The organism is Mycolicibacterium boenickei, assembly GCF_010731295.1.
GTDB lineage: Bacteria > Actinomycetota > Actinomycetes > Mycobacteriales > Mycobacteriaceae > Mycobacterium > Mycobacterium boenickei.
This window is the reverse complement of record NZ_AP022579.1, coordinates 498,659-519,106: the sequence shown is the minus strand read 5'-3', so window position 1 is coordinate 519,106 and position 20,448 is coordinate 498,659. Positions and strand designations below refer to the sequence as shown.

General features: G+C 65.4%; 18 protein-coding genes. 3 read left to right on the top strand and 15 right to left on the bottom strand.

What is annotated here, in order from left to right:
• Positions 1–47 precede the first annotated feature (47 nt).
• A complete protein-coding gene (locus G6N57_RS02245; RefSeq protein ID WP_077741653.1) occupies positions 48–947 on the bottom strand; it encodes a LysR family transcriptional regulator in 900 nt (299 codons plus the stop codon).
• A 92-nt stretch (positions 948–1,039) separates the two neighbouring features.
• Between G6N57_RS02245 and G6N57_RS02240 the strand changes: the two genes are divergently transcribed.
• Together G6N57_RS02240 and G6N57_RS02235 are read left to right on the top strand one after the other, a co-directional pair.
• Entirely contained in the window at positions 1,040–3,364 is a 2,325-nt protein-coding gene (locus tag G6N57_RS02240; protein WP_077738800.1) for an FdhF/YdeP family oxidoreductase, read from the top strand.
• Entirely contained in the window at positions 3,364–3,999 is a 636-nt protein-coding gene (locus G6N57_RS02235; RefSeq protein WP_077738801.1) for a DUF1345 domain-containing protein, read from the top strand. Before G6N57_RS02240 ends, G6N57_RS02235 begins: the two co-directional genes overlap by 1 nt.
• Here G6N57_RS02235 and G6N57_RS02230 read toward each other — a convergent pair.
• From G6N57_RS02230 to echA20, 14 genes are all read right to left on the bottom strand, one after another.
• Positions 3,968–5,002: an FUSC family protein gene (locus G6N57_RS02230; RefSeq protein WP_077738802.1), complete on the bottom strand. Its 1,035-nt coding sequence runs from the start codon at positions 5,000–5,002 to the stop codon at positions 3,968–3,970. The genes G6N57_RS02235 and G6N57_RS02230 overlap by 32 nt on opposite strands.
• Positions 5,003–5,073: 71 nt before the next feature.
• A complete protein-coding gene (locus G6N57_RS02225) occupies positions 5,074–6,468 on the bottom strand; it encodes a nitrate/nitrite transporter (RefSeq protein ID WP_077738803.1) in 1,395 nt (464 codons plus the stop codon).
• A 110-nt stretch (positions 6,469–6,578) separates the two neighbouring features.
• On the bottom strand, positions 6,579–7,322 hold the full coding sequence (gene narI / locus G6N57_RS02220) for a respiratory nitrate reductase subunit gamma (RefSeq protein WP_077738804.1): 744 nt from the start codon (positions 7,320–7,322) through the stop codon (positions 6,579–6,581).
• A 28-nt stretch (positions 7,323–7,350) separates the two neighbouring features.
• The gene (narJ, locus tag G6N57_RS02215; protein ID WP_077738805.1) at positions 7,351–8,031 is read right to left on the bottom strand and encodes a nitrate reductase molybdenum cofactor assembly chaperone; all 681 of its coding nucleotides are present in this window, start codon (positions 8,029–8,031) and stop codon (positions 7,351–7,353) included.
• Positions 8,028–9,632, bottom strand: a complete 1,605-nt coding sequence (gene narH, locus G6N57_RS02210; RefSeq protein WP_064883727.1) for a nitrate reductase subunit beta — start codon at positions 9,630–9,632, stop codon at positions 8,028–8,030. The genes narJ and narH overlap by 4 nt, the downstream gene beginning before the upstream one ends.
• Position 9,633: 1 nt before the next feature.
• On the bottom strand, positions 9,634–13,308 hold the full coding sequence (locus tag G6N57_RS02205) for a nitrate reductase subunit alpha (protein WP_077738806.1): 3,675 nt from the start codon (positions 13,306–13,308) through the stop codon (positions 9,634–9,636).
• A 297-nt stretch (positions 13,309–13,605) separates the two neighbouring features.
• Complete coding sequence (locus tag G6N57_RS32195; protein WP_268950679.1) at positions 13,606–13,731, bottom strand: hypothetical protein; 126 nt, start codon at positions 13,729–13,731, stop codon at positions 13,606–13,608.
• Between the two features lie 156 nt (positions 13,732–13,887).
• Positions 13,888–14,559 (bottom strand): class I SAM-dependent methyltransferase, encoded by a 672-nt coding sequence (locus G6N57_RS02200; RefSeq protein WP_077738807.1) that lies wholly within the window; start codon positions 14,557–14,559, stop codon positions 13,888–13,890.
• A gap of 98 nt (positions 14,560–14,657) precedes the next feature.
• Positions 14,658–15,512: an IS3 family transposase gene (locus G6N57_RS31925; protein ID WP_077738808.1), complete on the bottom strand. Its 855-nt coding sequence runs from the start codon at positions 15,510–15,512 to the stop codon at positions 14,658–14,660.
• Positions 15,509–15,838 carry a helix-turn-helix domain-containing protein gene (locus G6N57_RS31920; protein WP_235652663.1) on the bottom strand — a complete coding sequence of 110 codons (330 nt, stop codon included), beginning with the start codon at positions 15,836–15,838 and terminating at the stop codon, positions 15,509–15,511. The genes G6N57_RS31925 and G6N57_RS31920 overlap by 4 nt, the downstream gene beginning before the upstream one ends.
• 266 nt (positions 15,839–16,104) lie before the next feature.
• Positions 16,105–17,175, bottom strand: a complete 1,071-nt coding sequence (gene ipdC, locus G6N57_RS02190) for a (3aS,4S,5R,7aS)-5-hydroxy-7a-methyl-1-oxo-octahydro-1H-indene-4-carboxyl-CoA dehydrogenase (RefSeq protein WP_065460361.1) — start codon at positions 17,173–17,175, stop codon at positions 16,105–16,107.
• A 3-nt stretch (positions 17,176–17,178) separates the two neighbouring features.
• Entirely contained in the window at positions 17,179–17,928 is a 750-nt protein-coding gene (gene ipdB / locus G6N57_RS02185) for a cholesterol ring-cleaving hydrolase subunit IpdB (protein WP_077738810.1), read from the bottom strand.
• The gene (gene ipdA, locus G6N57_RS02180) at positions 17,925–18,839 is read right to left on the bottom strand and encodes a cholesterol ring-cleaving hydrolase subunit IpdA (RefSeq protein WP_077738811.1); all 915 of its coding nucleotides are present in this window, start codon (positions 18,837–18,839) and stop codon (positions 17,925–17,927) included. The genes ipdB and ipdA overlap by 4 nt, the downstream gene beginning before the upstream one ends.
• A gap of 1 nt (position 18,840) precedes the next feature.
• Complete coding sequence (gene echA20 / locus G6N57_RS02175; protein WP_055117843.1) at positions 18,841–19,596, bottom strand: (7aS)-7a-methyl-1,5-dioxo-2,3,5,6,7,7a-hexahydro-1H-indene-carboxyl-CoA hydrolase; 756 nt, start codon at positions 19,594–19,596, stop codon at positions 18,841–18,843.
• A gap of 59 nt (positions 19,597–19,655) precedes the next feature.
• Between echA20 and G6N57_RS02170 the strand changes: the two genes are divergently transcribed.
• Positions 19,656–20,438: an SDR family oxidoreductase gene (locus G6N57_RS02170; RefSeq protein ID WP_077738812.1), complete on the top strand. Its 783-nt coding sequence runs from the start codon at positions 19,656–19,658 to the stop codon at positions 20,436–20,438.
• Positions 20,439–20,448: the final 10 nt, after the last annotated feature.

The window sequence follows — 20,448 nt, the reverse complement described above, 5'->3', positions numbered from 1 at the left end:
GAAAACCCCTGATTTCCACGGATTTCGGGGGTTTTCGTGTCTGTTCGTCAGGTGTCGAAACGTGCCTCAAGCGCCGTCTCGACCAAAGCGCGTGCCAGCACCGAGCCCGGCTCGGCCGCGCTGGTGACGAGCGCGACCGTCGCCGTCACCGTCACCGGCGGATCGTCCAACGGCACCACCCGCACCCCGCCCGGCGGGCGCAACGTGCGCAGCCAGGTCTGGCCGACGATGCTGGCCCACCGGCTGGTGCTGACGTGGGCCAGCAGGGATACCACCGAATCGGCCTCCAACCGCGGTGCCGGGGTGAGACCGTGGCCGGCAAGCGCATCGTCGAGCAGTTGACGGCCCCGCATGCCGGTGTTCAGCAGGCACAAGGGCAGCTGCAGCACGTCTGACCAGGTGATCGGATCGGGTTGGCTCGTGAGTAACTCGCTGCTGACGATCAACACCTGGCGTTCCTCATACAGCGGTGTGACAGTCAAGCCCGCGGTATCGACGCCGTCCGGGTAGATGATGCCCGCGTCGAGTTCGAACCGGCGCAGCCGCTCGACGATCCCTGCTGAGCGCTGACTGCTCTCCAATTGCACGCGCACCAGCGGATGTTCGGCGCAGAACGGGTCGGTGAGCAGTGCGACGGTGCTCGAGGCCGCGGGGATGACGCCGAGCCGGAGCTCTCCGGTCAGGCCGGTCTGCAATGCGGTGACCTCGTGGATGAGGGCATCGTGGTCGGCCAGGATCCGGCGCGCCCACAACACCAGCCGCTCGCCCTCGGGCGTCAGGCCTTCGAAGCTCTGGCCGCGGCGCACCAGCGGGACCTTGAGCTCGTTCTCCAGTTTGCGGATGGCTTCCGACAGCGCAGGCTGCGACACGTAGCACGCGGCCGCGGCGCGGGCGAAGTGCTTCTCGCGGGCGAGCGCGACGAAGTATTCGAGCTGGCGAAACAGCATGAGCCATTCGACCACGGCCGATAAGCGCGGCCTATCACATCGTCGGAAACATTCCTTGGACGCGGCTGTTCGTCGGCGCGCAGACTTAACTCATGACAGACCGGGGCACCGAACAGCGCACCGACGCTGAAGGCCATGACCAACCGGAGTTCCATCCCTACCATCACCCCGCGGCCGGATGGGGTGCCGCGAAGAGCGTCACCAGATTCCTGATCCGCGAGCGGGAGCCCATCGACGGGCCCCGCGCGATCATGAAGATGAACCACGAGGACGGCGGATTCGACTGTCCGGGCTGCGCCTGGCCGGACGACATGAAGGGCCTCAAACTCGACATCTGCGAGAACGGCATCAAACACGTCACGTGGGAGATGACGCACAAGCGCTGCGGCCCCGAGTTCTTCGCTCAGCACACCGTCTCCGAGCTGTCGACGTGGAGCGATTTCGCCCTCGAGGACCAGGGCAGGCTGACCGAGCCGATGGTGTACAACGCCGAGACCGACCACTACGAGCCGATCAGCTGGCGCGACGCATTCGACCTGGTGGGCAAGGCCTGGGCGGAGCTGGACAACCCCAACCAGGCGTCGTTCTACACCTCGGGCCGGCTCGGCAACGAGGCCACGTTCCTGTACCAGCTGATGGCCCGCGAACTCGGCACCAACAACCTGCCGGACTGCTCCAACATGTGCCATGAGGCCAGCGGGCGCGCACTGCAGGCGGCGCTGGGGACCGGCAAGGGCACCGTCGATCTCGAAGACTGGGAGACCGCCGACGCGCTGTTCATCATCGGCGTCAACGCTGCCTCCAACGCCCCGCGCATGCTCACGGCGCTGGCGGAGGCCTACCGCCGGGGCGCGCAGATCGTGCACATCAACCCGCTGGTCGAGGCCGGTGCCACCAAGACCATCATCCCGCACGACTTTCTGCGCATGGCCACCTTCAAGTCGACCAAGACCAGCACCCTGAACCTGCAGCCCCGGATCGGCGGAGATATGGCGCTGATGCGTGGTATCGCGAAAGCCGTTCTGGAACAGGCGGAAACGGACCCGAAGGCCGTCGACGCCGAGTTCATCGCCCGCTACACCGCCTGGTTCGACGCCTACCGGTCGGTCGTCGAGGACACTTCCTGGGAGGAGATCGAATACAAGTCCGGGGTGTCGCAGCGCGATATCCGCAAAGCGGCCAAGATCTATTGCGACGCCGACCGCAGCATCATCAGCTGGTGCCTCGGGGTCACCCAGCACGAACACGGTGTGGACAGCGTTCGCGAGATCGTGAATCTGCTTCTGCTGCGCGGCAATCTGGGCCGTGAGGGTGCCGGGCCGTCGCCGGTGCGAGGGCACAGCAACGTGCAGGGCAACCGGACCTGCGGGATCGACCACCGGCCGGCGGGAGCGTTCCTCGACCGGCTCGCCGAGGTGTGCGGTATCGATCCGCCGCGTGAGCACGGAATGGACACCGTGCACACCATCGAGGCCATGCATCGCGACGAGATCAAGGTGTTCGTCGGAATGGGCGGCAATTTCGCCAGTGCCGCTCCGGACACCGCCTACACGTTCGCGGGTCTGCAGAGATGCGATCTGACCGTTCAGGTGAGTACCAAACTCAACCGCAGTCACGTGATCCACGGCCGTCGCGCCCTGATCCTGCCGTGCCTGGGCCGGACCGAGAAGGACGAGCAGAAGGCCGGGGTGCAGTCCACCTCGGTCGAGGATTCGATGAGCATGGTGCACCTGTCGGTCGGGATGAAGAAGCCCGCCTCGCCGCACCTGATGTCCGAACCGGCGATCATCGCCGGAATCGCGGCGGCCGCGCTGCCCTCCAGCGCGACACCGTGGGCCTGGTATGTCGAGGACTACGACCGGATCCGCGACACGATGGCCAAGGTGCTCAACGGTTTCGAGGACTTCAATCGACGGGTTCGTCTCCCGCTCGGCTTCCGGATCAAGCAGCCCGCGCGGGAGCTGATTTTCCTGACCCCGTCCGGTCGCGCCGAGTTCTCAGCGGCCGACCTACCTGACGACAGCACCGAGTCGGGCACCCTGATCCTGGCGACGCTGCGTTCCCACGATCAGTGGAACACCACCATCTACTCCGACAACGACCGCTATCGCGGAGTGAAGAACCTGCGCACATTGATTTTCATGAACGAGCAGGACATGGCCGACCGCGGGCTCAAGGAGTTCGACGACGTCGACATCGTCGCCACCGCACGCGACGGCAGCACCCGATCGCTGCGCCGCTACAAAGCCATCCCGTACGGCATCCCGCGCGGTTGCGCGGCCGGATACATGCCCGAGATGAACGTGTTGTGCGCCATCGGCGATTACAGCACCCAGAGTGACCAGCCCATCATGAAGAACGTCAAGGTCACCGTTGCCCGTTCTGCTCCTCACGTGCTCGGCGAGCCCTCGATCTGATGCTCGCGTCCAGGCTGCTGGCGGCGCCCGGCCGGCTGGGCGGTTCGGTGATCGTGGGGGTCGGCACCGGCGTCGTCGTCGGCACTCTGACCGACACCCCGCTCGGCGTGCTGGTCGGGATTGCCGCCACGGGAGTGGTTTTCGTGCTCACCGGCTGGATTCTGTTGTGGCCCATGGATGCCGAGGCAACCCACCGTCACGCGCATCAGGAGGCCTTCAATCCGGTCGTCGAGGAGCTCGTGATCGTCGCGGCCGCGGTGGGCGCCCTGGTCAGCATCGTCTTCATGCTCGTGCACGGCGGCTCGCACAGCGATCCGACCGCGGCGACGGCCGCCCTGGCCGGGGTCTTCATGGCGTGGGCCGGTATGCATCTGATGTACGCGGCGCGCTATGCGAACCTGTACTACACGCCGGCGGTGGGCGGGATCGACTTCAACTCCGACGAACCACCGGCGTTCCGCGACTTCTTCTACTTCAGCTACAACCTGGGGATGACCTATCAGGTGTCGGATACCAGCGTCACCGACGGAGTCATCCGCTCGGTGGCACTGCGGCACTGCCTGCTGTCGTATCTGTTCGGCACCGTGATCCTGGCGACCACGATCAACCTTGTCGTCGGCATCGTGTCCAGCTGAACCCACCGATTCCTGGCCCGGGGAGCAGCAGGGCCACCCCGATCGCTGCCGTGACGCCGATGACGGTGTCGATGCCGCGGTCGGTGAGTAGTGCCATCGGCTCTGCCGGCTCGGCCAGATCCGTCATCAGCATGATCAGCGGGGTGAAGAATCCCAGGGCGATCGCGTGATGGTGCGCCATGAACAGCTCGGTGGGGAACAGCAGCACCATCACGCACACGGCCAGGACGTACTCGTTCGGGTGGGGCACCAGGAGCAGGGCGGCCACCACGAGACCGATGAGCGTGCCTGTCAAACGGTGCACGCCACGGCGCACCCGGCCCGCGGTGTCGGCCGCGGCCAGCGGACCGGCAGCCGCGGCGATCGCCCAGTTGGCATGGTCCACACCCAGAAGCACACCCGCGGTGCCCGCCGCCGTGACGGCCGCCGCGTAACGGGCGGCGTGGGTCATCACGCCCTGGGCGGGCACGGCGGCGGTGGGTGGCGTGGGGACCGGCCCTCGCGACGCGTCGAGGATGCCGAGCGCGACGCACAGTAAAGCCGTTGCGGCACAGATGGACACGGCTGCCACCGGCGACACCCGACCAGCGGGCACCGTGGCGACCGCGCCGAGGGCGAACACCCCGTAGAACGGCCCCTCGGGTTTGAGCGCGAGGCGGTCGGTCACCACCGAACCCACCGTCACGAAGGCGACGGCTGTGACCACCAGCGCCCAGGGGTGCGCCCGCATGTTCGCCAGGGTCACGCCGATGGCGACCCCGGCGGTCAGGATGGCCGCCGCCTGGGACTGGTGGACGACACGCCGTTGTCGTGGCTCAGCCCGGCCGTACATCCCCGTGATCGCACCGAACACCGCATAGATCATCAGGTCCGGACGTCCCGCGAACAGCAGGGCCACGCCCGGTACGGCCAGGCCGAGCGCGACCCGCAGGGCGGGGCGATGATCGCCCGGCGGTGGGGTCATCGCGATGCGCACTCGCGCATACACCCGAACGGTGCGCATGTCATCGAGGTTGCGCCACCGAGATGCCCTCGTCAAAGCGGAGTTTCCGACGAGCCGATCGAAGCTGCCTATCAGCGCAGGACGCTGTCGAGCATCGAGGGGGTGGACTGTCGTGGGGACGGGGTGCGGACGTACCTGGACCAGGTCAGCCTCATGGCCAGCGCGTAGAACAGCAAGAAGATCCAGAACGCGGCCGTGGCCGACCCGCTGGTCAGGTAGGACTGGCGCAACGCCAGATTGATACCTACCCCGCCGAGCGCGCCCACCGCTCCGGCGAACCCGATCAGCGCACCCGACATCGCGCGCGACCACTGTTGCTTGTCGGCCTCGCTGCCGATGAGTGAGCGGCTTCGCGCCTCGAAGATCGATGGGATCATCTTGTACACCGAGCCGTTGCCGAGGCCCGAGAGCACAAACAGCGCAACAAAACCCACGACGAAGCCGATCATGGTGGCGGTTCCGACCGGTCCACCGACGTGGTCATGGTACGTCGACACAGCGATGAGCAGTGCCCCGGCAAGGATCATCCCGCCGAACACCACTGTGGTGACGCGTCCGCCACCGACCCGGTCGGCCAGCTTGCCGCCGTAGACGCGGGCGATCGAACCGAGCAACGGACCTATGAACGCAATCTGCGCCGCGTGCAAGGCGGCCTCGGCCGGGCTCTGCCCGCCTGTGACGAAGTTGATCTGCAACACCTGGCCGAAGGCGAACGAGAACCCGATGAAAGATCCGAAGGTGCCGATGTAGAGCAGCGAGATCGCCCAGGTATCGCGAACCGACAGAATGGAACGCATTGCCGTGGTGTCGATCTGGTGCTGTTCGAGGTTGTCCATGAACAGTGCGGCGCCGATGGCCGCCACGGCCAAGAGCACCAGATAGACGGCGCACACCCAGTGCGGGGACCGGTTGCCTGCGGTCGCGATGACCAGTAGGCCGACCAACTGGAGCACCGGGACGCCGATATTGCCGCCGCCGGCATTGAGACCCAGTGCCCAGCCTTTGAGCCGTTGCGGATAGAAGGCATTGATGTTGGTCATCGACGAGGCGAAGTTGCCGCCGCCGAAGCCGCCCACGGCTGCGCACAGCAGGTAGGGCCACAGCGGCAGGCCCGGATGGGCCAGCAGCACCATGGTGCCCACCGTGGGAATCAACAGCACGAAGGCCGAGAACACCGTCCAGTTCCGGCCGCCGAACTTCGCGGTGGCCAGTGTGTAGGGGACGCGGAGGCACCCGCCCACCAGGGTGGCAGTGGCGCCCAGCAGGAACTTGTCCCCGGCGGAGAAGCCGTACACGTCTTCGGGCATGAACAGCACCATGACCGACCACATGGTCCACACCGAGAACCCGACATGTTCGGCGACCACCGACCAGAACAGGTTTCTCCGGGCAATGTATTTGTTCCGGGCCTCCCAGGCCACGATGTCTTCGGGGTCCCAGTCGGTGATCGTGCGTGATCGGAGCATGTTGCAAACCTAGAAATGACTTGTTTCCCGGAAGCTGCGCGCCGTGTCAGAGCTGTGAAGATCTACTCACCTGGCGACGACTTCCGTTGTGAGAACCAGGTTTACGTCGCTCACACCCAACGGCTGCGCGGTGGTGGTGCCTGTGGGGTCACCCAAGCTTTGGCGTACCGGTTCTTGCCGGCCCGCTGCGGATCGCGGCTGCGGTAGATGACAAAGGGACGGACCAGATAGCCGATCGGTGCACTGAACATGTGTACCAGCCGGGTGTATGGCCAGAAGCCGAGCAGCGCAACGACTATCAGAACATGGGCCTGAAACGTCCAAGGGGTTTCAGCCATCAGCTGCGGTGCCGGGTGCAGGGTGAACAGGCTGCGGAACCACGGCGACACCGTCTCGCGATAGTTGTACGTCGAGAACACGTTGGTCAGGGTGTTCAGCATCCCGGTTGCCAGCGCCCCGACCAGCAGCAGGTACATCACTTTGTCGTTGAGCGTGGTCGCGGTACGCACCTCCGGGACGGTGACCCGGCGGTACAGCAGGATGGCCAACCCGGCGACGACGGCGATGCCGGCCAGCGACCCCATACTCACCGACATCAGGTGGTAGACGTGCTCGGAGACGCCCACCGCCGATGTCCACGACTGCGGGATCAACAGTCCGACGACGTGCCCGGCCAGCACCCCGAGGATGCCGAAGTGGAACAGCGGGCTGCCCAGTCGCAGCAGCCTGCTCTCGTATATCTGGGAAGACCGTGTGGTCCAACCGAACTGGTCGGCTCTGTAGCGCCATACGTGTCCGAGCAGGAACGAGGTGAAGGCGATGTACGGCAGGGTCATCCACAGCACGTTGCTCATCGGTGTGTTCTCCTCTTCGCGCAGGCGCTCATCGCCGACCTCCTGAGGTCATCGGATCCATCGCAAACGGATCGAGGCCGACGTCCTCGTCGGGCGGGCCCTCGGCGGCGAGCTGCGCGATACGGCGGCGATCGGCGCTGTTCACCGGCGGCAGTGTGGAAAGGACGGCGGCCAGCAGGCCGGCGTAGTAGGACCCGTTGTCCAGCAAGGACAGCCGCAACAGTTCGAGTACCGGGACGTGTTCGGCCAGCAGCCGCTCACCTTGGATTTGATCGACCGTCGCGGCGAACTCGAGCACCATGGGCAGGTAGTCGGGGAGCTCGGAATTCTCCAGGTCACCTACCTCCAGGCCCGCCTGACGGTAGGCGTGTTTGAACCTCAGCAGGGCCATGCCGCGTTTCCGGGTGTCGCCGTAGGCGTAGTAGGTCAGATGCAGGCTGCTGCGCCGCTGCATGTCGAACGTCTCGACATAGTTCGACGCGCGCAACATCGGATCTGTTCCGTCGAACTGACGCAGGAACTCCGTCAGCGGCACCCGAGCCGGGTCCGGCAGTTCCGCTGCGGCAGTCGCAAGCTTGTCGACGAGATCGGCCGTCTCGGCCGTGGGATAGTCGAGCAACAGTGCGGCGATGCGCCACACCAGTCGCTGCTGGCGCTCGGACAGGGCCGAACCTGTACCGGTTCTGCGGCCGAGAGTGAGTAGCTTCATGTGGTCGGCAACAACCCGTCTGTGCTCCGGCCGTCCCAGTTGAGCAGGTTGACCCGCGTCGGATCACCCTGTGGAACAGCATCATTGGTGTGGGTCAGGTGGAACTTGTCCACCATGGTGTCGTAAGCGGTCATTCCCGGACCACCGTCTCCGTCGAGGCTGCAACCGGTCGCCAGGGCGTCGAGGCGGTGGGCATCCGACCCGGCCCCGGTCGGGATGACATAGCGGTCCTGATACTTGGCGATGGCCAGCAGTCGGTACATCGCCTCGATCTCATCGCCGCTCAATCGCACCGAGTCCGGGATAGTCTCGTCGAACTCCTCGCCGAGATTGGCCGCCCGCATGTAGGCGCGCATGGCCGCCAGTCGTTGCAGGGAGGCCCGAACCGGGCCGACCTCGCCCGCGGTGAACAACTCGGCGAGGTACTCGACCGGGATGCGCAGCGTGTCGATGGCGCCGAACAGGTTGTTCTTGTTCTCGCCGTCGTGGCCCGTCTCCTTCAGGATGTCCACCACCGGGGACAGCGGCGGCACGTACCAGACCATCGGCATGGTCCGGTATTCCGGATGCAGGGGCAGGGCCACCTGGTAGTCGACGATCAGCCGGTAAACCGGTGAGTTCTGCGCCGCTTCAATCCATTCGGGGGAGATGCCGGCCCGTTCGGCTTCGGCGACCACGCGTGGGTCATGTGGATTGAGGAAAACGCCGAGCTGTGACGGGTAGAGGTCCTTGTCGTCGGTGACCGATGCGGCCTCCAGCACCGCGTCCGCGTCGTAGAGCATCACGCCGATGTAGCGCAGCCGCCCGACACAGGTCTCCGAGCACACGGTGGGGATGCCGACCTCGACGCGCGGATAGCAGAACGTGCACTTCTCGGCCTTGCCGGTCTTGTGGTTGAAGTAGATCTTCTTGTACGGACACCCGGTGACGCACTGGCGCCAGCCCCGGCACTTGTCCTGATCCACCAGCACGATGCCGTCTTCGGAGCGCTTGTAGATGGCACCGGAGGGACACGCTGCGGCGCAGGCCGGGTTGAGGCAGTGCTCGCAGATCCGCGGCAGGTAGAACATGAACGTCTGCTCGAACTCGAGCTTGACCTTGTCGGATATCTCGGCGACCTTGGCCAGCAACGGGTCCCGTCCCACCTGCTCCGGACCGCCCCCCAGGTCGTCGTCCCAGTTGGCGCCCCAGGTGACCTTGGTGTCGCGCCCGGTGATCAGCGATTTGGGCCGCGCCACGGGTGTGGTGTCCATGGCCGGCGCCGACAGGAGGTTCTCGTAGTCGTATGTCCACGGGTCGTAGTAGTCGGACACCGTGGGCAGGTCGGGGTTGGCGAAGATGTTCAGTAACCGCTTGAACCGGGAGCCGGACTTCAGGGTGAGCTTGCCACGCTTGTTCAGCGTCCAGCCGCCCTTCCAGCGCTCCTGGTCCTGGTACTGCCGTGGATAGCCTTGTCCTGGGCGGGTTTCCACATTGTTGAACCAGACGTACTCGACCCCGCTACGGTTCGTCCACGCCTGCTTGCAGGTGACGCTGCAGGTGTGGCAGCCGATGCACTTGTCGAGGTTCATCACCATCGCGAGCTGCGCCATGACTCTCATGTCAGTACTCCACATCCTGCGAACGGCGACGAATCGTGGTGACCTCATCGCGTTGATTTCCGGTGGGCCCGTGGTAATTCAGGGCGAAGGACTGCTGCGCGTACCCGCCGATCAGGTGCGTGGGTTTGATCATGATCCGGGTCAGCGCGTTGTGGATTCCGCCGCGTTTGCCGTTCTTCTCGGTGCGCGGCACGTCGACGGCCTTGTCCTGGGCGTGGTACATGAACACCAGACCCTCGGGCATGCGGTGGCTGACGATGGCCCGGGCATTCACCACGCCGTTGCGGTTGGTGCACTCGATCCAGTCGTTGTCCTTGACCCCGATCTTGGCGGCGTCCACGTCCGACATCCAGATGCACTGGCCGCCGCGGGACAACGTCAGCATGTACAGGTTGTCCTGGTACGCAGAGTGAATCGACCACTTGGAGTGCGGGGTCAGGTAGCGCACCGTGATGCCGCCGCTCGTATCGCCCACCTTGGGTTCGTTGAAGAGCGCCGTCATGTCCAGCGGCGGCCGGAACGTGGGCAGTTGCTCGCCGAGCTCACTCATCCAGTCGTGGTCCAGATAGAAGTGCTGCCGGCCGGTCAGCGTGTGCCACGGCTTGAGCCGCTCGGTGTTGATGGTGAAGGGGGAGTAGCGTCGCCCGCCGGTCTCCGAGCCGGACCATTCCGGTGAGGTGTTGACCGGAACCGGCCGGGCCTGGGTGTCCGCGAACGTGATCCGCTTGCCCTCGCTCTCCTTGGCCAGGTCCACCAGTTCGGTTCCGGTGCGGCGTTCCAGCGCCTCGAAACCCTCGACGGCCAGGCGCCCGTTCGTGGTGCCCGACAGCGCCAGGATGGCCTCGGCGGCGTGGGTGTCCTTGGCCAACGACGGGCGTCCGATCGCGACACCGCTGACCACCGCGCCGTTGACACCGCGCAGGTACTCGACCTCGGCGTCGGGGTGGGTGGTCACTCCCTTGGTGGTGAGGCCGACAGTTTCCACCATCGGCCCCAGGGCCGCCATCTTCTCGGCGATAGCCGGATAGTCGCGGTCCACCATGACTAGGCGGGGCATGGTCTTACCGGGAATCGGTTCGCACTCGCCAGCTTTCCAGTCCAGCACGCGACCGCCGGGCTGCGCGGTGGCGTCCGCGCTGTCGTGCTGCAACGGCATGGCCACGATGTCCTTGCGCTTGCCGAGGTGCTTCTCGGCCAGCCAGGAGAAGCCGCGGGCGATGCGGTGGAACGCATCGAAATCGGTCTTGGTCTCCCACGGTGGTGAGATGGCCGGCGAGAACGCGTGCACGAACGGGTGCATGTCAGTGCTGGACAGGTCGTGCTTCTCGTACCAGGTGGCCGCGGGCAGCACTATGTCGGAGAACAGCGTCGTGCTGGTGTTGCGGAAATCCAGGGACAGCAGCAGATCCAGCTTGCCGACCGGGGCCTCGTCGCGCCAGCGCACCTCCCGTGGCCGGATGCCGTCCTCGTCGCGCGCGGCGACCGCGGAGTCGGTGCCGAGCAGGTGTTTGAGGAAGTACTCGTTGCCCTTCGCGGACGAGCCGAGCAGATTCGACCGCCACACCGTCAGGCACCGCGGGAAGTTCTCCGGGGCGTCGGGATCTTCACAGGCGAACTGCAGATGGCCCGACTTGAGTCCGTCCACGACGTATTCGGCGGCATCCTTGCCCATCCGGGCGGCCTCGTCGGCCAGGTCGAGCGGGTTGCGGTTGAACGTGGGGTAGCTCGGCATCCAGCCGAGTCGGCTGGCCAGGGCGATGTTGTCGGCGGCCGTGCGGCCCTCGAACTTTCCCTCGGCCAGCGGTGACGCCATCACCTCCGAGGTGAACGGGTCATAGCGCCATTGATCGGTCGCCAGGTACCAGAAGACCGTGCCCTGCATCTGCCGTGGCGGCCGCTGCCAGTCCAGGCCGAAGGCCAGAGTCGCCCAACCGGTGACCGGACGGCACTTCTCCTGGCCGACGTAGTGTGCCCAGCCGCCGCCGTTGACGCCCTGGCAGCCGGTGAGCATGACCAGGGTGAGGAACGACCGGTAGATCTGGTCGGAATGGAACCAGTGGTTGGTGCCCGCGCCCATGAGGATCATCGAGCGGCCCTTGGAACGTTCGGCGTTGTCGGCGAATTCGCGGGCGATGCGTTCGGCAGCCTGGGCGGGCACGCCGGTGATCTCTTCCTGCCACGCGGGGGTGTAGGGCTCGGAGGCATCGTCGTAGCCGGACGGCCACTGCCCGTCGAGGCCGTCGCGGGCCACCCCGTACTGCGCCAGCATCAGGTCGAAGACCGTCGTCACGCGTTGTCCGGCAACGATTCTGGTGGGTACGCCGCGTTCCAGGACTCCGGGTTTGTCGCTGTCGAACCGGGGCAGGGCCACGGTCACTGTGTCGTCATGGTTGCCGAGCAGCGTCAGCATCGGGTGGACACCCTGCAGGTCGAGGTTCCAGTGGCCCTCGCCGGACGCGGTGAACCGGTGCCCGAGTGAGCCGTTGGGCACCACGGGCCGACCGGCCTGGTCCAGGAGGACGGTCTTGGATTCGGCTGCTTCGGTTTCGGCATACTCGACGCCCAGATCGGCTGCGGTGAGGAACTTTCCGGGCAGCACGCGTCCGTCGCGCTCGGTGAGGGTGACCAGGAACGGCAGGTCGGTGTACTTCTTGACGTAGTCGGTGAAGTACGGCGTCTGCTTCTCGACGAAGAACTCCTTGAGGATGACGTGACCCATCGCCATGGCGAGTGCGGCGTCGGTACCGGGGCGGGCCGGTAGCCATTCGTCGGCGAACTTGGTGTTGTCGGCATAGTCCGGCGACACGACGACCACCTTCTGGCCGCGGTAGCGGGCCTCGGTCATGTAGTGCGCGTCAGGAGTTCGGGTCACGGGGACGTTGGACCCCCACATGATCAGGTAGCCCGCGTCGAACCAGTCCGCGGATTCGGGCACATCGGTCTGGTCCCCGAACACCTGCGGCGAGGCCACCGGCAGGTCGGCGTACCAGTCGTAGAACGACAGCATCGACCCGCCCAGCAGTGAGATGAACCGGGCGCCCACGGCATGGCTGACCATCGACATCGCCGGGATCGGGGAGAAACCGGCAACCCGGTCCGGCCCGTACTTCTTGACGGTGTGGACGTGGGCGGCGGCGGCGATCTCGGCGGCCTCCCACCACTCTGCGCGAACGAAACCGCCCTTGCCCCGGGCGGTCTTGTACCGCTGCGACTTCTCCGGATCCTCGACGATGTCGGCCCAGGCCAGGACGGGGTCCTTCAGTCGCTCCTTGGCCTCACGGTAGTACTCCAGCAGCACGCCGCGGACGTACGGATAGCGCACGCGCGCAGGCGAATACGTGTACCACGAGAACGACGCACCGCGGGGGCAGCCGCGCGGCTCGTATTCTGGCTTGTCGGCACCGACCGACGGGTAGTCGGTCTGCTGCGACTCCCAGGTGATCACGCCGTCCTTGACGTAGATCTTCCACGAGCACGATCCGGTGCAGTTCACGCCATGGGTCGAGCGCACGACCTTGTCGTGTGCCCAGCGGTCGCGGTAGAAGTCGTCGGCCGAGCGGCCGCCGACCTTGTGCAGGGTTCGCTGATCCGCGGAGATCTCACCGCGGTGGAAGTACTTACCCAGGCGCAGTAACGCATCGGCAGGTGTTGCGCTGCCGGCATGTGAATCGACCACGTTCCCGTCCCTCCAGGCTGTTGCTTGACGAGCGTAAGAGGGTTGCGGAAGCCGTCAAAAGAACGCACTGGAGGGTGCTGAGCGCTGTGAAATCGCGTTAACGCGCAAGTTATTTCGCGGGAACGCGGCAGTCATGTGGCTATTCGGCGATGACGCTGTGATTGTGGTCTTCACCTGCGGCTACTGGCGGATCGCCCGGGGAGTACGGCCTGTAGGCACACCGGCCACCCGTGGTTCACGCCGGCGGCGGAGCCCGATGATTTAGCACCGCGGTAACAATGCCTCGGGCCGGTTCGGTTACTGCGCAGTGGCGCGACGACGACCTCGCCAGCCGTTGATGGCGCGGGCGGTCGACAGCGTCGCGGGCACCAGGACCGGGAACAGGCCGATGAAGAACAGGGAGAAGAAACCGAGGGCGGACATGCGGAACTCACTTTCGTCAGGGGTTTGATGTCATCGCAGCTGGTAGAAGGCTTGATGCTGCGTTGTGATGAACGTTACAAACGCCCTGTGGCTATGCCGATGTGCCAAGCGACCCAAATCGCGTCGCCCTGTTGTATCCGGAGCACAATTTGTCGCTCAGCCGGGTTTCGTCCAGCAGATGGTGTGCCGGAACGCCAGCCGGCGGCGCATCTCGGCGCCCGGCATGACGTGTCGGACGATGACTTGCAGCTCATCGAAGCTGAGCTGGGGATCGCGTACCGGGAACGGAGGAGGTTTCGGACCGCCGGGCACCGGGCGCGGATGTTTGATCAGGCCGATGAGCGGGTTGGTGACCGCAGACGCCAAATCCCATGCGGTGTCACTGATCGAGGCGGGGGCGGCGAGTCCGATGCACAGGAACCGTCCGCCCGGGGCCAGCAGCCGCTTGATGTCGGTCAGCGCCTGCTCGACGTCGAGGTGGTGGAGTACCGCGATCATGGTGACCAGGTCGGCGGGTCCGTCGAGTTGGGCGAGTTGACTGTCGTCGATCGTGACGTTGTCCAGGTTGGCGCAGCGCCGGTCCGCTTCGGTGCGCATGTCCGCATCGAGATCCGTACCGCGGACCTGTGCGAACCGCGTGGCCAGCTGGGCCACCAAAGCGCCCTGACCGCATCCGATGTCGATCGCGGTTCCGCGGTGTTCGGGCAGGTTCGCCAGGATCCAACCGTGGAAATGGTCGTTGTGACTCCAGGGGTGCCTGCTGTTGAACTTGTGCAGACCTTCGACGGCCCGCCGGATCAGTGGATGCTCGACGCCACGGATGTCCATACATCCACTGTGCCCGGCGTCGCCGAACAGCGCGAACAGACGTAAAACTGCCCCTTTTCTGAAGTGGTCCCCAGAAGTTGGACACTGACGTTTGGAGCCTAGGCGGCAAGGGCCTGGGCCCGGTATTGGACCGGGCTCAGGCCCTTGAGCGTTGTTGAGATTCGTTCGGTGTTGTACCAGTGGATGTAGGTGTCAAGGGCAGCGGTGAAGTCCTCGACAGTGTCGAACCGGTTGTGGTGGAACATTTCTGCCTTGAGGTGTCCGAAAAAGTTCTCCATGACCGCGTTGTCATAGCAGTTGCCTTTGCGCGACATCGACTGCAGCGCCTCAGCGTCGTCGAGCAACTTGCGCCAGGACCAATGCCGGTATTGGAAGCCCTGATCGGAATGCACCAGCGGACATTCACCCGGTTGCAAGGTCGCGATCGCCGCGGCCAGTGACGTGTTGGTCAACTCCACATTCGGGCTCATCGACCACGCGTAAGCCAGCACCGACCGATCGAACAAATCGAGCACCGGCGACAGATAGACCTTGCGCTCACCGATGCGGAACTCGGTCACATCGGTGACCCACTTCTGATTCGGCGCGCTCGCGCTGAAGTCGCGGTTGAGAAGATTTTCGGCGATCTGACCGGCTTCGCCGGTGTAGGAGTTGTACCGGCGGCGCCGCCGCACCCGGCAGATCAGCGCCAGTTCACGCATCACCGCCAGCACGGTCTTTTTGGCCACCACAAAACCCCGCTTGATCAGCACGGTGTGGATCCGGCGGTGCCCGTAACGGCCGTGGGTATCCGTGAATGCCTCGGTGATCGCGGACTTGAGGTCCGCCCGCGGGTCGGGGACCTGCGGTTTGGCGTGGTGGTAGTAAAACGTTGAACGGGCCAGCCCCGCCACCTGCAGCAGCACCGGTAACCGATGATCAGCCTTGAGGGCAGCGACAGCAGCGACTTTCACCGCTGTTCGTGCACCATCAAGGCTCGCAATTTTTTTAGGTAGGCGTTCTCCGCCCGCAACCGCTCATTCTCCTGCTCCAACCGCGCCAGGTCTGTCAACTCCTGCGACGAGGAACCAGCGTCTTGAGGTTGGCGCCCTTTAGGTTTGGGTTTCAACCCTTCCTCACCGAGCCGGCGGTAGGCCCGCACCCAGGTCTGCACCAGCGAGGCCGACGACAGCCCGTACTCCTGAGCTACCTGCTGCGCAGTCGCACCCTCGTCGATCACCTTGCGCACCACCTCGAGCTTGAACTCGAACGAGTACTGCGTTTTGGTCGGTTTAGCCACCAGCACCTTCCTGCCATGCAGGACCCAACGGCGATGTATCTCGCGAACCGGCCCCCGGCTCACTCCCAAATACCTCGCCGTGGCGCTAAAGCCCCGACCCTGCTCGAACAACGCTACCGCCGCACCACGTTGGGCCTCACTCAACGAACTAGAAGGATGCAAAAAAGTACTCCCCAGAAGAAGAAACTGAATTTCTCAGTCCAACTTCCGGGGAGCACTTCATTCACGGGAAAAGGGGCAGTTTTACGTCTGTTCGCGGAGGAAAGCTACTGGATGTAGCCCGACGCCGACTGCAGGTGCGCGACGGCGTCGTCGACGATCTTCTCGACCAGCTCAGCGCACGACGGCAGGTCGCTGATGATGCCGGCGACTTGACCCGAGGCCAGCACGCCTGCGTCGGTGTTGCCCTCCACCAGACCGGCTTTGAGCAGCATCGGGGTGTTGGCGGCCATCACGACCTGCGACCAGGTGAGCTCTTTGCCGTGTCGCATCGCAAGGCCGTCCTTGACCATCGACAGCCACGTCATACCCGAGAGCTTCTTGAACTTCTGAGCGTTGCCGACGGCGGCGGCGAAACCACGTGCCCGCGAACCGCTCTCCAGCTTCTCGACCAGCCCGGTGCGCAGCACCCGGTGCGGCATGCCGTCGACGCGTGTCGACACCACGGTGCCGTCCAGCGCGGCCTGCAGGTACCGCTCCTTGACCGCGTCGGGCACGGTGGAATCGGAGGTCAGCAGGAACCGGGTTCCCATGGCAACCCCAGCGGCGCCGTACGACAAGGCGGCGGCCAGGCCGCGGCCGTCGAAGAAGCCGCCCGCGGCGATCACGGGCATTCCGGTGTCCTTGACGGCATCCAGCACCGAGGGCAGCAGCAGCGTCGTGGCGACGGGGCCCGTGTGGCCACCGCCCTCACCACCCTGCACGATCACCGCGTCGGCACCCCAGCCGGCCACCTTCTTGGCGTGCTTGGCCGCACCGACCGACGGGATCACCACGACGCCGGCATCTTTCAGCTTGGCGATCAGCTCGGGCTTGGGAGCTAGAGCGAAGGAGGCGACTTTGACTCCTTCGCGGATCAGGAGGTCGACGCGCGCACCGGCATCACCCGCGTCGGCACGCATGTTGATGCCGAAGGGTTTGTCGGTGGCGGCCTTGACCTTGGTGACGGCGGTCTGCAGCTCCTCGAGCGTCATGGTCGCTGACGCCAGGATGCCGAGCCCGCCGGCATTGGAGGTTGCGGCGACCAGTCGTGCACCGGCCACCCAGCCCATTCCCGTCTGTACGACGGGATGCTCGATGCCGACCAGCTCGGTCAGCGGAGTCTTGAGCTTGCCCATTCTTTAGACCTTGACCTCTTTGTCGCGCAACGACTTCGGATCGATGACCTCGCGCAGGAGTCGGAGTTCTTCATCGGTGGCCAGCCGGGTGGTCTCGGCTTCCTGGAGGCCGTGCACCTCGAAGGAGGTGTTGTCGGCGACCTGCTGTGCCTCGACGCCGGGGTGCAGCGAAACCGCACGCATCTGGTGGTCGGGGCCGTTGAAGTCGAACACGCCAAGGTTGGACACGACGCGGTAGATGTTGGCGAAGCGGTAGGCCGGGTTCTCCGGATCGATCTTGTCCCAACCGATTCCGGAGACGATGTCCACCGACTCGCAGAACACCCGCTTGGAGTGGTTGCCGACGAAGTAGCTCGTGGCGTGATTGATGCTGTTGCCGGGCGCACCGCGGACGCCGAACATCTGCCGGGTCGGGTGCTGGATCGGGCCGAACGCCGACAGGTTCTGGTTGCCGTAGCGGTCGATCTGGTTGGCGCCCATCACCACATGGCGCTTGCCCCAGGCCAGGGTCTCGAAGACCCGGTTGAACGGCATCCAGCCCTCGACAGTGAAGGGGGCGCCGATGGCCGGGGTGTCGGCCAGGATCCGGGCCTCACCGTCGGTCAGCACGATGTCGGGGGAGAAGGTCAGCCGGGCCAGCCGGGCGCCTATCTGGACGACGGTGGTCATCGGGCTGGCCATGATCTCGCCGGCGTCGCGGAACAGTTCGGCGCAGGCGACGGCGCATACCTCGGCACGGGTCACGGCAATCACTTGGCGGCCTCCTTGTTTTCGGTGCTCCTCGCGTCCGCGGCGTCTTCCTTGAACTTGCGGACCGCAGCCTGGTAATCGGCCTCGCTACCCGACAGATACGTCTTGACGAACTCGGCCCAGGTCTCGTCGGAGCCCGCGGCCTCTGCGTAGTGGCGCTGGAACTTCTCGTCGCGCCGGTAATCGGGCTCGTTGGTGGTGAAGTGGGCGCCGTTGGGGGCCTCGACCACCGAGTCGACCATCATGCGGTTGATCAGAAGGGCCTGCGTCGGAACGGCTTTGACCAGCTCCTCGGTGGAGACCACGCGCTCCACCGACAGGAAGCGGCGCTGCGCCGACATCAGGAAGAGGTCGTCGAAGTACGGGTCGATGCCGGTGTAGGCGGCATTGCCCTGGGCGTCACCGAGATTCATGTGCACGAAGGCCGCGTCGAGGTTCAGCGCGGGCATCGCGATCAGTTCCTCGTAAGCGCCGTCGGTCTGATACGGCGACTTCACGGTCTTGAGCTCGTCGCCCCAGAACGCGCGGACGTCGCTGCCGAGGCCGGCCCGGATCGGCAGGAACGGCAGCCGCTGGGCGGCAGCCTGCAGGCCGCAGCGCAGCATGCCCTCGTCCATCTCGCGGGCCTCGATCGCACCGGTGGTGCGGGCCTTGGCGAACCACGGGTCGTAGAACGGCGGTGAGTCCAGCGAGACGAAGCCGTAGTAGACGCGCTTGACCTTGCCGGCCGAGCACAGCAGGCCCAGGTCCGGGCCGCCGTAGGTGACCACGGTCAGGTCCTTGACGTCGGTGCGCAGCAGGGCGCGCACGAAGGCCATCGGCTTGCGCCGTGAACCCCAGCCACCGATGCCGATGGTCATTCCGCTTTCGATCGAGGCGACCGCCTCGTCGAGAGTTGTTCGCTTGTCTGCCATGTTATTTGGATCCCTTGTCAGTGCCGGCGAAGGCGTCGCGGTGCTCGTCGGACACACCGGACAGGTTGAGTTCGAAGGTGAAGCCCTGCTCCATGCGGTACCGCGCGTTGACGGGCTGAACGTCGATGAAGTTCAGCGCCTCCTTGGCCGCTCGGATCACCCGGGTGTCCTTGCTGGCGATATCGCGGGCGACGCGCAGCGCGGCCTCGTCGAGTTCCTCGCGGGGAACGACCTCGTGCACCGAACCGAAGTGGTGCAGCGTCTCTGCGGGAACCGTTGCGGCGGTGAAGAACAGCCGGCGCATCAGGTGCTGGGGGACCAGTCGGGACAGGTGGGTGGCGGCACCGAGCGCGCCGCGTTCCACCTCGGGCAGGCCGAACTTGGCGTCGTCGGAGGCCACGATCACGTCGGCGTTGCCGACGAGGCCGATGCCGCCGCCCACGCAGAAGCCGTTGACGGCGGCGACGACGGGAACCTCGCACTCGTAGACCGATTTGAACGCGTGGTAGCAGCCGCGGTTGGCGTCGATGAGGGCCGTGAAGCCCTCGGTGTTCTGCATTTCCTTGATGTCCACGCCGGCGTTGAACCCGCGGCCCTCGGCTCGCAGGATCACCACGTGGGTGCTGCGGTCGCGGCCTGCCGCGGTGATCGCATCGCCGAGTTCGAACCAGCCGGCCGACGGGATGGCGTTGACGGGCGGGTAGTTGACGGTGACCGAGACGATGCCCGGTTCGACTGTCTTGGTGGTGATCGTCATCAATCCACTTCCTGAAGGGGTCGCTACCTAAGCAAGCACTTGCTTGGTACGCTAGCACAGTGACAGATACGCCAGAAGTCGGCGCCATCAATTTGGGTTTGACCGGCAAGGTGGTCCTGGTGACCGGTGGAGTGCGAGGGGTCGGCGCTGGGATCAGCGCGGTTTTTGCCGGTCAGGGCGCCACCGTGGTGACCTGCGCGCGCCGCCCGGTTGAGGGACTGCCCTACGAATTCCACAGCTGCGACATCCGGGATGACGAATCGGTGGCCGGGCTCATCGAGGCCGTCGTGGCCAAACACGGTCGGCTGGACGTCGTCGTCAACAACGCCGGCGGCTCGCCCTATGTGCTCGCTGCCGATGCGTCGGCGAAGTTCAGTACCAAGATCATCGAACTCAACCTGATCGGCGCACTCTCGGTGTCCACCCACGCCAACGCGGTGATGCAGAAGCAGGAGGCCGGCGGGACGATCGTCAACATCTCCAGCGTCAGCGGCCACCGGCCCACTCCGGGGACCGCCGCGTACGGCGCGGCCAAGGCCGGTATCGACAACCTCACCTCGACGCTGGCCGTGGAATGGGCACCCAAGGTGCGGGTGAACTCGGTGGTGGTCGGCATGGTCGAGACCGAACAGTCCGAGCTGTTCTACGGTGACGCCGAGTCCATCGCCGCCATCTCGAGGAATGTGCCGTTGGGGCGCCTCGCCAAGCCTGCCGATATCGGCTGGGCCACAGCGTTCTTGTCGTCTGCGGCCGCCTCTTATATCAGTGGGGCCACGCTGGAGGTGCACGGTGGCGGCGAGCCACCGCACTACCTGTCCACCACGACCGCTGACATCAAGTAACTCGAAAAAG